Raw genomic sequence first — 11,834 nt, forward strand, 5'->3', positions numbered from 1 at the left:
TCCATCTCTCGCAGGACGGACTGAATCACAACATACTGGTATTGCTCAACAACTTTCGGGGCGGGCTCTCAAGCATTGCCGGCGTCGGCATACGAACTGCTGACCAGCTCGTCGCCACCATGCCAGAGCTAGGAGCACTCGATCCCAAACAAGCAGCCTCCCTTGAAGGCCTTGCTCCGATAGCTCGTCAATCAGGACAATGGAAAGGGCGTAGCTTCATTCAGGGCGGAAGGGCCAATGTCCGACGTGCGCTTTACATGCCGGCCCTTGTCGCCGCCCGCTACAACCCAGACCTCAAAGCGAAATATCAAAGCCTAATCGAATCCGGAAAGCCCGCGAAGGTTGCCGTGGTCACCTTGATGCGTAAGCTCATAGTGATGGCAAATGCGCTCATCAAAGCCGACCGATTGTGGGTCGATAAACGGGCTTGATCACAACGGAAACTTATCGCGGCGGCGGTGGACCGTGATCGGCATGGAAGGTCAGCGCCGCCAATCGTGTTTCCCGGCAAATCGGTGGATCGACCTTCGCCGGCGCACGACCTCACTTAGCGGTTTCATTGTGCAGCGCGGCAATAAATAGTTCACGGCCATGTAACAATCCTTCCCCAAGGCGTGCAGCAGGAGCTGCCTGACTAGACAGCTCAATCCGAGGGGGCATTATGATTAATATGCGCAGCCGCATGGCAATTGCGGCTTCCAGCTTGGCTTTCGTCGCCTTGAGCACCACCGCTGCCTTCGCGGCCGAACAGGCGCCCAATGCCGCTGTTGCGGACACCGCATTGGACGGTAGCGGCCTCTCCGAAATCGTTGTTACGGCGCAGAAGCGCAAGGAGAACCTTCAGGAAACGCCGATTTCCATCTCGGTGATGCGCAGCGACGATCTGGTCAACCGTCATGTCACCTCTCTGCTTGACCTCGGCGACGGCTCCATCCCTTCGCTCAAAATCGCCCCCTTCTATTCGCGCAACTCGGCGTTGATCGTGAACATCCGCGGCATCGGCGTGCTGTCCGATGGCAACCAACCAGCCCGCGACCAGGGCGTCGGCGTCTATATCGACGGTGTTTATCTGGGCCGCGCTCAAGGTTTGGGCACGGCACTTTTCGACATCGAAAATATCGAGGTGCTGAAGGGGCCGCAGGGCACGTTGTTCGGCCGCAACACTGAAGGCGGCGCCGTAAATATCACGACGAAGAAGCCGACCGGCGAGTTCCATTTCAACGGGACCGGCGGCGCCGGCAACTTTGGCAGCTACAAGGGCGAAGTCCATATCGATCTGCCATCCTTCGCCAATATTGCGCTGAAGATCGACGGCGTTGTCGCCCATCGCGACCCGCTGGTGAAGAACCCGCTTTCCGGGTCGGAGGGCTTCAATCAGTATGACAAGCGCGGCTTTCATATCGAGGCCCTTTGGCGGCCTTCGCCCGACTTTAGCGCTGACTATTCCTTCGATATCTCCAGGGACGAGTCGACCTCGCAATATCTGAACCTGATCGAGGCGGGGACAAACATCCAGGCTGCGGCCGCCACAGTCCAGCCCGACCGCGTGCGCACTGCCAATGTCGGCGTGCCGCAGCAGCCCAGCGTCGGCAAGGTCCATGGCCATCGTCTGACGCTAGAATGGCAGGCGGTTCCGGAAATCACCCTGAAGTCGATCAGCTCGTACCGCAAGCTGAGCCAGAGCCAGTTCGACAACGGTTCGGCCGCGACATCCATGTCGACCACTCCCGCCGTGCTTGCCACCAAGGGCTTCACCGGCTTCCAGTTCGCCCGCAACAGTCTCGCCCTGTTCGACCAGGACCAGTGGAGCCAGGAAATCCAAGCGATCGGCGACATCGGCCGCGTGAAGTTCGTCGCCGGCGCGCTCTACTATCGCGAGCATGTTTCGGACAATGCGCAGGCATTCAACACCAATACCTTCACCGACGCGGCCGGGTCGACCTATACGGCCGCTTTCATCGATCCCGCGACTGCACAGATCGACCGCGCCAGCCATGTTACGACGAAGAGCATTGGCGCTTTCGGCCAGGCGACTTGGACGCCCGACATCTGGAACGATGCTATCCACATCACAGGCGGCCTGCGCTGGACCAAGGATAGCAAACATGGTCAGCTGACGATCGTGAACCCCAGCCCCAACGGGCTGAATGACGGTGTGCCTGTCGACCGCAACGGCGTGCGCGGGCCGATCGGACTGGACGCTAGTTGGTCGCGCGTCGACCCTATGGTCAACCTGGCGATCGACCTCAGCCGCGACGTTCACGTCTACGGCAAGTGGTCGACGGGCTACAAGTCGGGCGGCGCTAACTCGCGCTCGCAAGATTATGATCCGTTCAATCCGGAGTCGGTGTCGATCTTCGAAATCGGCGCGAAGACCGAATTCTTCGACAATCACGCCCGTTTCAACATCGCGGCCTATGCCGGCGACTACAAGAATATCCAGGTCGATTTCAGCCGTCCCTACGAAATCGGCGGCGTTCGCACCACACGCACGACGCTCTCGACGATCAATGCGCCGGGCAAGGGCGGCCTGCATGGCGTGGAGGCGGAACTGACGGTCAACCCGTTGCAGGGGCTGACGCTCTCGGCCTCTTATGCCTACCAATATGTCCGCATCCCGGCGGCGGTGAACCCCTATCCGAACGCCGCCGGCGAGATCAGCACTCTCGCGGGCTCTGTTGCAAAAATCGTGAAGCTTGAGCATGCTTGGCGGAGATTGGACGGACGGAACGATGACGGATTTCAAGTGGCGCCATTTCCAGGGTGATGTGATCCTGTGGGCGGTGCGCTGGTATTGTCGCTATCCGATCAGCTATCGCGACCTTGAGGAAATGCTGGCGGAACGCGGCATTTCGGTCGACCATACGACGATCTATCGCTGGGTCCAGTGCTACGCCCCGGAGATGGAGAAGCGGCTGCGCTGGTTCTGGCGGCGTGGCTTTGATCCGAGCTGGCGCCTGGATGAAACCTACGTCAAGGTGCGGGGCAAGTGGACCTACCTGTACCGGGCAGTCGACAAGCGGGGCGACACGATCGATTTCTACCTGTCGCCGACCCGCAGCGCCAAGGCAGCGAAGCGGTTCCTGGGCAAGGCCCTGCGAGGCCTGAAGCACTGGGAAAAGCCTGCCACGCTCAATACCGACAAAGCGCCGAGCTATGGTGCAGCGATCACCGAATTGAAGCGCGAAGGAAAGCTGGACCGGGAGACGGCCCACCGGCAGGTGAAGTATCTCAATAACGTGATCGAGGCCGATCACGGAAAGCTCAAGATACTGATCAAGCCGGTGCGCGGTTTCAAATCGATCCCCACGGCCTATGCCACGATCAAGGGATTCGAAGTCATGCGAGCCCTGCGCAAAGGACAGGCTCGCCCCTGGTGCCTGCAGCCCGGCATCAGGGGCGAGGTGCGCCTTGTGGAGAGAGCTTTTGGCATTGGGCCCTCGGCGCTGACGGAGGCCATGGGCATGCTCAACCACCATTTCGCAGCAGCCGCCTGATCGGCGCAGAGCGACAGCCTACCTCTGACTGCCGCCAATCTTTGCAACAGAGCCGAAAATCTGCCTGACCTGTCCTTACGCGTCAAGTCAGGGCAGGATAGACACCGGATTCGGCCCCCAAGAGGTCAGGATGGAACTTCGCTCCGAAGCAGCAAACCATGAGGAAGTGCGGCGAGTCGCGTTTCCAAGCGCCCGGACCCGCGCAAACGGCAGCGCGGACGCCGAAGAAAGTCCCTGACGAACGCTATGGCGAGCGAATCACTCCAGCAGGAAGCTGTCCCCCATACGGTCAGGAAGGCCCCAGCAGGTCAGGTTGCATCCCCCGATCGGTCAGGGAAGCGCCCCCGGAAGGGCAGGCAAAATCCCCCGTCCGGTCAGGATAAGCTTGCTCAAACCCGCAGAAATGCTGTGCTTTCGGCCTCCTGAATCTGAATCCTTTTGAATCGGAAAAGCTTCCGCTGCGAGCAGCGGCGTTTTGATTCTTTTTATTTTGAGAAAGAGATCGGCGTCGCGCCTGATGCAATCGTTCAATCCCCCCGCCTGGAGGGATACGCGAAGTTAGCCGCCTACGATAGGCTGCCGGCCAAATGACCTTGCGCATGGAGGGTGCATGATCAACTTCGCCAAGTTCGAGATCATCGGCCGGATCGGGGAAATCGACGCGCGGCCGAAAGTCACCCTGCTGTCGGTCTGCGCGAATTATCGCCGCAAGGGTGACGATAACGAATGGCAGGAAGACAGCCACTGGAACCGCGTGAGCGTCTTCAGCGAAGGCCAGCGAAAACATATCGCCGACCGGGCTCAAGTCGGGGATCTCGTGCGCATAGCCGGACGGCTCAAGGACAACTCCTATGAACGCGACGGCGCGACGCACTACACAACCGATCGCATCGTCGAGGAATTCGGGATCCTGGCACCCAAAGGCATGCCGGGGTGAAATATCGGGGAGGGGAGGGCGCAATCAGCAGCGGCGCTCCACCACTTCCGAGGATTAGTCGATGCCCATAGCTGCTCCCCATCGCGCCAAAGCCATTGTCGAAGCCCTGGGTGGGATCTGGCGCGGTACGCGCGGCGAATGCCGGTGCCCGGCACATAACGATCATGGTCCCAGCCTGTCGGTACGCCTGGGCGAGCGGGCGATCCTGTTCCACTGCTTTGCCGGCTGCGACACGCGCGATGTTCTGGCTGCTTTGCGCCGGCGCAAACTTCACGATGCGGAGCCGCTCACAATGCCGCGCCCGAAGGCGGCCGCGGACCATCGCGCTCTTGCACTTCGCCTATGGAAGGCGAGCCAGCCCATCGCCGGATCTCCAGCGGCCGATTATCTGGCGGCGCGCGGTCTGCCGCCTCCCTATCCGCGTTGCCTGCGCTACAACCCGCGCACCATCGTCGGGGCCGGTGAGCGCCGCCGGTTCTTTCCGGCGATGATCGCCGCGGTCGAGAATGATCTGGGGGTTGTCGCCGTCCAGCGGACCTGCCTCGATCTCGCCGACATCCTGCACAAACCCATGCCAAAGCCGAAGATTGCCCTTGGCCTTCTCGGCGACGCGGCCATTCGTCTGGCGCCGGCCGGCGAGGAGCTTGGCCTTGCCGAAGGCATCGAGGACGCCCTTTCAGCAATGGCCTGGTTCGGAACGCCCACCTGGGCGCTGGGCGGGGTCGAACGCCTTGGGCTTGTCGCCATCCCCGAACGGGTCAAGCGTATCATCGTCTATGGCGATCGCGGTGCCGCCGCTGCCGCCATGCTCAAAAAAGCCCGCCCCCATCTCACAGCCAATGGACGCGAACTGGTGCTCCGGCTGCCGGAACGGCACGCGGACTGGAATGATGCTTGGCGTGTCCGCCGGGCCGCCGAGGCGGCCTGAAAGGGGAGGGAGCCTTCCGGCTGATGACCTGGCGCTGATGCCAGGTGTCAGACCTGGAGATGCCCCATGGCCACACACCCCCTCGCGCTCACGCTGCCGCTCGATGATCCCGCCCGTACCGCTGCTCAAGGCATAGCCGACCGGCTGTCCGAAGGATGTCCGGTTGCACGTAACGACCTCCTTGCCGAAATGACCTCCGCTTTCGGTGGCTCGAGCGCCGATGGCCTGTGGTCATTGCGCGACGCCTACGATGTGCTCGAACTCGCGCAGGTCCTCCATCTGAAGAACGCGACGCTCCCGGCAGATGCGAATGCGCGGCTCGCCCAGCTGATCGCTATGACGGCGGCGCTTCCCACGCAAAGCGTGCGTAGCGAAACGCAGATCGCGTTCCAGCAATTCTCGACACCGGCGCCGATCGGCTTCCTTGCCGCCAAGGCAGCCGCGATCACGGCACACGATATCGTGCTCGAGCCCTCGGCCGGGACCGGCCTCCTGGCCGTACACGCCCATCTCGCCGGCGCGCGCCTCCTTCTCAATGATATCGATGCCTGGCGCACGCGTTTGCTGCGTCACGCCTTTCCCGAAGGCAGGCTGAGCACGCATGATGGCGAACTGATCGACGATATGCTCGATCCGCAACTGGTGCCGAGCGTCGTGCTCCTCAATCCGCCCTTCTCGCGAAGCCAGGGGCGCGCGCGCGATCGCCATGCCGCGCTTCGCCATTTGCGCTCCGCGCTGTTGCGGCTTGCTCCAGGCGGGCGCTGCGCCGTTATTCTCCCCGACCGCATCGAGACGGAGGACGCGGATTGGCTGCACGCCACTGCGGGCGCGCATGCCCGGCTGCATCTCGACCTGCCGCCCGATGCCTATGCCAAGCACGGCACCGGCCAGGCAGTCCAGCTCATACTCCTCGAAAAGGACGGGGCAGGGGGCTCGGTCCCGCGCCAGACCTGCACGACGCTCGGCGCTGCGCTTGCGGCCATCGATGCGATGGCGACCCCATGCGCGCCGCAGCCGCAGCCGATCTCCCGCCCCAGCGGATTGTTCCGGGGCCTCACGCGGCGGACCCGCCCCGTCTGCTCGCGTGCGGCGGTGACCCTGCCCACGACCCGCGCGGTCGCCTATCACCGTCTCGACGCGCCCGCACCCGCGGGCGAACCGCAAGGGATTTACCTGCCCTATCGGCCGAGCCGTCTGCTGATTGCCGATGCTCGTGAGCACCCAAGCGCGCTGGTCGAATCGCAGGCAATGGGATCGATTGCCGCACCCCCGGTCGCTTATGAACCCGTGCTGCCGGCCAGGATCCTGGACGACGGCCTGCTCTCGGACGCGCAGCTCGAAACGCTGATCTACGCTGGCGCGGCGTTCGAGCGCGATCTTCCCGGGCGGTTCATATCCAGCGAGGAGGGTCTTTCGCTGTCGCCGGCAGAGGCCGGTAACGCCTATCGGACCGGCTTTTTCCTTGGCGATGGCACGGGCGCCGGCAAGGGGCGGCAGGTGGCAGGCGTCATCCTCGACCAGTGGTTGCGTGGCAACCGCCGCCACCTCTGGATATCCAAGAGCGAGACGCTGGTCGAAGACGCTCGCCGGGACTGGTCGGCGCTTGGCGGCTTGCCGCTCGACATCCAGCATCTCAACCAGTGGAAGCTCGGCACCCCGATCGCGCTGGGCGATGGGATCCTCTTCCTGACCTATGCCACCCTGCGCTCCAACCGCGGCGACAGGGGCACGCGGCTGCGCCAGCTGATCGAATGGATGGGTGAGGATTTCAGCGGCGTCATCGTTTTCGACGAGGCGCATGAAATGGCCGGGGTGGCCGGCGGCGAGGGCCGGTTCGGCGCCACGAAAGGGTCCGAGCAGGGCATTGCCGGCGTCCGCCTGCAAAATCTCGCTCCGCGCGCCCGGATTCTCTACGCCTCGGCGACGGGCGCCTCGGATGTCAACAATCTTGCCTATGCGACACGCCTCGGATTGTGGGGACCGCAGACGGCCTTCGCCGACCGGCGGGCCTTCGTGGAATCCCTGCGCCGAGGCGGCATCGCGGCGATGGAGTTGATCGCCCGCGACCTCAAAGCGCAGGGCCTCTATGCCGCGCGGGCGCTCAGCTTCGCCGGCGTCGAATATGACATCCTCGAGCATCGGCTCAGCGAAGAACAGATCGCCGTCTACAATGCCTATGCCGATGCCTGGGCGATCATTCACAACAATCTGCAGGCCGCGCTCGCCGCCACGCGCGTCACCGACGGCTTCAGCGGTGCCACCTATAATAGCGGCGCGAAGGCCGCGGCATTGTCGATCTTCGAATCGACCAAGCAACGCTTCTTCGGCCAGATCCTGCTGTCGATGAAGCTGCCCTCGCTGATCCCGGCGATCGCCGCCGATCTCGCGCGCGGCGACTGCGCCGTCGTCCAGCTCGTGTCGACCTCGGAAGCGATGCTCGATCGTGCCCTTGCCGACCTGTCCCCCGAGGAGCGCGCCTGGCTCGATATCGAGCTGTCCCCGCGCGAATTCCTGGTCGATTATCTGACCGCGGCCTTTCCCGTGCGCCAGATGCGCACCTATACCGACGATAGCGGCACGGTGCGCTCGGAACCGATGATCGACGAGGCCGGGCAGCCCGTGCTGTGCCGGGAAGCGATGGCCATGCGCGACCAGCTCCTCGAGCAACTCTGTGCGCTGCCGGTCGTCGGCTCGGCGCTCGATCACATAATCGGGCATTTCGGGACGGAGGCTGTGGCCGAGGTGACGGGCCGCAGCCGGCGGATCGTCGTCGATGCCGACGGCCGTCAGCGGATCGAACGGCGCAGCGCGCGCACGAACCTCGCGGAGACCGACATCTTCATGCGCGGCGAAAAGCGCATCCTGATCTTCTCCGACGCCGGCGGCACGGGGCGGAGTTACCACGCCAGCCTCGACGCGCCCAATCAGAGCCGCCGCATTCACTATCTCCTCGAGCCCGGTTGGCGCGCGGACGCGGCGATCCAGGGGCTGGGCCGCACGCACCGCACCCACCAAGCCTGCCCGCCCTTGTTTCGGCCCGTTTCCACCGATTGCCGTGGCGAACGGCGGTTCATCTCGACCATCGCCCGGCGCCTCGACAGCCTGGGCGCGCTGACCCGTGGCCAACGCCAGACCGGCGGGCAGGGACTTTTCGACCCCCGCGACAATCTGGAGTCCGACTTCGCGCGGGAATCGCTCGACCAGTGGTTTCGCCTGCTGTTCCAGGCAAAACTCCAATCGGTCCACTTCGATCAGTTCCAGGCGCTCACCGGTTTGAACCTGGCCGGGGAGGGCGGGGGGCTCACCGAGACCTTGCCCACGATCCAGCGGTGGTTGAACCGCATCCTGGCGCTGCGCATCGACCTGCAGAACGCGATCTTCGACGAATATCTCGGCTTGATCGAAGCACGGGTGGAAAAGGCACGCGAGGCCGGCACCCTCGATCTTGGCGTCGAAACGATCGCGGCCGACCGTATTTCGATCCTCGACCGGACGGTGATCCGGCGCGATCCCGTGAGCGGCGCCGAAACCGAGATCCTGCGTATCGAAACCGAGGAGCGATATCGGCCGCTGACCCTGGAGCGAGCGCATTGGCTTCTGGCCGACCCGGAAGCGCGCGGGTTGATCAACCCGCGTTCCGGCAAGGCCGCCATTTGCCGGCCGACCTTCTCGCTGACGGACGAAGAGGGGCGGACCGTGCGCCGCTATGAGCTGGTGCGGCCGACGCGCACCGAACGGCACCGGCAGGACCTCTTCGCCGAAACCCATTGGACCGACGTGGACCGGGCGAGCTTCGACGAAGCCTGGCAGGCCGAATGCGACGCAATGGCGGCGCAGACGCGCACGCAGATCATCTATCTGGTCACTGGCCTGCTGCTTCCGGTGTGGGGCAAGCTGCCCGACGATCATGTCCAGGTCTGGCGGCTGACGAGCGATGACGGCCAGTCGCTTCTCGGGCGTCTTATTCCGGCGCCGCTGGTTGAGCGGATTGCCAGCGCATTCGGCATCGCGGCCCATGTCGAGATCGACCTCGGCGCGCGGGTCGAGCACGTCCGCACCTCGGGCGAGATCATGCCGATCGGAGCGCTGCGGCTGAAGCGCGCCTTGGTCGCCGGCGATCAACGCCTCGAATTGCTGGACTGGAAGCCCGAGGCGCTGCCGCATCTCAAGGCGGCGGGCTGCTTCACCGAGATCATCCAGCACCGCACGCGGCTGTTCGTTCCCCCGAGCCGCGCCCTCGAGATCCTCGCCAGGATCACGGACTGACCCGCGGCCGCGCCAAGCGACCGAAGAGAGGGGAGGGGGCCTTCGGCCGGGTGGGCCTGAGTGGCTCAAGCCGGCCGACGAGGTCGGCGCAACCCTCGAAGGAGACAACCGATGATCCAGTCCGTGAAGGTCAAGAACCTCTCGCTCTCGAAGGACAATGTCCGCAAATCCAATCGCGATGCCGACCTCGACAGCCTCGCCGACAATATCGCCGCGCATGGCCTGTTGCAGAATCTCGTGGTCACGCCGCTCAAGAAGGCAGGACATTTCACCGTCAAGGCGGGTGGCCGCCGCTTGCGGGCGCTCCAGCGGCTGATCGATTCAGGTCGGCTTGCCGGGGACCATGAGGTTCAGGTGCTGGTGCTCGAGGATGATGCTGGATCGGCCGAAGCGAGCCTTGCCGAGAATTTCCACCGCGTCGCGATGAACCCGGCGGATGAGTGCTCGGCTTTCAAGCACTTCCTCGACAAGGGCGCGAGTGCCGAGGATGTGGCGAAACGTTTCGGCGTCACGACCCGCTTCGTTGAGCAGCGGGTACGGCTTGCCGAACTGGCTCCTCTCGTATTCGCGGCGCTGGCGGCGGGCGAGATCACGCTGGGGGTCGCCCAGGCTTATGCCGTCACGCCCGACGTCGATCGCCAGGCGCGCGTGTTCGAGAGCATGAGCCGGTCCTATTATGGCGACAATCCCGACAATATCCGCCGTGCGCTCCTCAACGGAACGGTCAAGGCGACCGACGCCAAGGCACGGTTCGTCGGCCGCGAGGCCTATGTCGGCGCGGGCGGCCGGATCGAGCGCGACCTGTTCGGTGAAGATGTGGACGAGAGCTGGATCGACGTGGAGCTCATCGAGCAGCTGGCCGCCCAGAAGCTTGAAGCGGCCGCGGAAGCGCTCGCTGCCGAACAGAAGCTGGCGTTCGTGACGCCGGTTCTCGCGACGCATGTGCCCTATGATACGGAGTGCCAGCTCCACGAATATCATCCGCCGCTGCGCGAATTGAGCGGGGACGAGCAGGAGCGCGTCGATAGTCTCTCGGATGAGGGCGACGCGCTCATCCGCGAACTTGAGACCGAACTCGAGGACGGCACGCCCGAGGCCGAGGCGGCTTCGGCGCGTCTCGCCGACATCGAGCGGGAACTCGATACGATCGAGGCGTCGCGCACGATGGTCGATGATGCGATCAAGGACCAGCTGGGCACCTTCATCTATCTGGCGCCCGATGGCAGTCCGCGGGTGCACAGCCGCATGTTCAGCGAGCGCGCCATCCGGCAGGCGGGCGAGGATGCAGAACCCGAAGCACCGTCCGGCAAGGTCGCGGCCTCCCGGCTCAGCGCGACGCTGGTTGACGAACTCGCGACCCAGCGCCGGCAGATCCTGGCAGCCCATGTCGCCTCGGATGCCGGGTTCGCGCTCGATCTCACGATATTCCTGATGGCGCACCGGACGGTGTTCGCCAGCAGCTATGTCCGGGACCACGCGACGTTGCAGGCCGCCGCCGCGAGCTTCCCGATCGTCAGCTTCCGCGATGAAGGTAGCGCGGCGAGCAATGTCCTGACCGAACAGCGCCAGGCGCTCGATGTGAGCTGGGCAGGCGGGAACACGCTGTCGTCCCGCTTCGATGCCTTCCGGCAACTGGATGAACAGGCGCGCGCCGATTGGCTCGCCCATGTCATGGCGCAGACGCTGGAGCCGACACTCAACGTCGACGATGGCGGGCGCCGCAACGGCTTCCACGATCATCTCGGACGGCTGCTCGACATTGATGTCGCGCAATGGTGGCGGCCCGATGCCCAGAACTTTTTCGGGCGGGTGAAGAAGGACGTCATGCTCGAAGCGCTCGACGAGATCGGCGGGCCGGTGCTGCGCGGCCGATACAAGGACGCCAAGAAGGGTGACCTTGCCAATGCCTGCGCTGCGCTCTGTTCGGGGCAGGGCATCGTCGAGGCCGAAGTCCGGGAAAAGGCGCTCTCCTGGCTGCCCGACGAGATGCGGTTCGGCGCGATCGAAAAGCCCGAAAGCTTCCGGAGCTATTCCGCTTTCCTCAGCGATGAAGACGACAGCGACGGCGGGGCAGGGGAGATCGCCCCCGATGGCGATGCTGGCGACTTCGAACAGGCCGCCTGAGGCGAACGCCTAACGGCGGGCGGCGCTTTCGTGTCGCCCGCCGCCCTTCATCGGCGGCGCTGAGACAGCCGCTCTTTCGCGG

General features: G+C 64.2%; 9 protein-coding genes. 7 read left to right on the top strand and 2 right to left on the bottom strand.

Annotated features, from left to right (window positions below; genetic code table 11):
- The first annotated feature begins 41 nt into the window (after nt 1–41).
- Entirely contained in the window at nt 42–431 is a 390-nt protein-coding gene (locus M529_RS0125275; RefSeq protein ID WP_236617753.1) for a transposase, read from the top strand.
- Between the two features lie 112 nt (nt 432–543).
- Here the strand turns inward: M529_RS0125275 and M529_RS49945 are convergent, their stop codons facing one another.
- Nucleotides 544–726, bottom strand: coding sequence for a hypothetical protein (locus M529_RS49945; protein ID WP_162471683.1), 183 nt, complete (start codon nt 724–726; stop codon nt 544–546).
- Here M529_RS49945 and M529_RS46465 point away from each other — a divergent pair.
- Nucleotides 719–2,767: a TonB-dependent receptor gene (locus M529_RS46465; protein WP_236617754.1), complete on the top strand. Its 2,049-nt coding sequence runs from the start codon at nt 719–721 to the stop codon at nt 2,765–2,767. The two genes, M529_RS49945 and M529_RS46465, sit on opposite strands and share 8 nt — an antisense overlap.
- Nucleotides 2,733–3,497: an IS6-like element IS6100 family transposase gene (locus M529_RS46470; RefSeq protein ID WP_001389365.1), complete on the top strand. Its 765-nt coding sequence runs from the start codon at nt 2,733–2,735 to the stop codon at nt 3,495–3,497. The genes M529_RS46465 and M529_RS46470 overlap by 35 nt, the downstream gene beginning before the upstream one ends.
- A 330-nt stretch (nt 3,498–3,827) precedes the next feature.
- On the opposite strand, the gene M529_RS48845 is transcribed toward M529_RS46470, so the two are convergent.
- Nucleotides 3,828–4,028: a hypothetical protein gene (locus M529_RS48845; RefSeq protein WP_013041755.1), complete on the bottom strand. Its 201-nt coding sequence runs from the start codon at nt 4,026–4,028 to the stop codon at nt 3,828–3,830.
- Nucleotides 4,029–4,107: 79 nt separating this feature from the next.
- Between M529_RS48845 and M529_RS46475 the strand changes: the two genes are divergently transcribed.
- From M529_RS46475 to M529_RS46490, 4 genes are all read left to right on the top strand, one after another.
- A complete protein-coding gene (locus M529_RS46475) occupies nt 4,108–4,434 on the top strand; it encodes a single-stranded DNA-binding protein (RefSeq protein ID WP_007688082.1) in 327 nt (108 codons plus the stop codon).
- A gap of 61 nt (nt 4,435–4,495) precedes the next feature.
- Nucleotides 4,496–5,362, top strand: coding sequence for a DUF7146 domain-containing protein (locus M529_RS46480; RefSeq protein WP_007688081.1), 867 nt, complete (start codon nt 4,496–4,498; stop codon nt 5,360–5,362).
- 66 nt (nt 5,363–5,428) lie between these two features.
- A complete protein-coding gene (locus tag M529_RS46485; protein ID WP_013041753.1) occupies nt 5,429–9,628 on the top strand; it encodes a strawberry notch-like NTP hydrolase domain-containing protein in 4,200 nt (1,399 codons plus the stop codon).
- Between the two features lie 111 nt (nt 9,629–9,739).
- Nucleotides 9,740–11,752 (top strand): ParB/RepB/Spo0J family partition protein, encoded by a 2,013-nt coding sequence (locus tag M529_RS46490; protein WP_007688079.1) that lies wholly within the window; start codon nt 9,740–9,742, stop codon nt 11,750–11,752.
- The last annotated feature ends 82 nt before the right edge of the window (nt 11,753–11,834 follow it).

This window comes from Sphingobium ummariense RL-3, from assembly GCF_000447205.1.
Classification (GTDB): Bacteria; Pseudomonadota; Alphaproteobacteria; order Sphingomonadales; family Sphingomonadaceae; genus Sphingobium; species Sphingobium ummariense.

Excerpts from the sequence above, each read along its gene's own strand:
- M529_RS46485 (WP_013041753.1), top strand. The coding sequence starts at position 5,429 with ATGGCCACACACCCCCTCGCGCTCACGCTGCCGCTCGATGATCCCGCC.
- M529_RS46480 (WP_007688081.1), top strand. The coding sequence starts at position 4,496 with ATGCCCATAGCTGCTCCCCATCGCGCCAAAGCCATTGTCGAAGCCCTG.
- M529_RS46470 (WP_001389365.1), top strand. The coding sequence starts at position 2,733 with ATGACGGATTTCAAGTGGCGCCATTTCCAGGGTGATGTGATCCTGTGG.
- M529_RS46475 (WP_007688082.1), top strand. The coding sequence starts at position 4,108 with ATGATCAACTTCGCCAAGTTCGAGATCATCGGCCGGATCGGGGAAATC.
- M529_RS46490 (WP_007688079.1), top strand. The coding sequence starts at position 9,740 with ATGATCCAGTCCGTGAAGGTCAAGAACCTCTCGCTCTCGAAGGACAAT.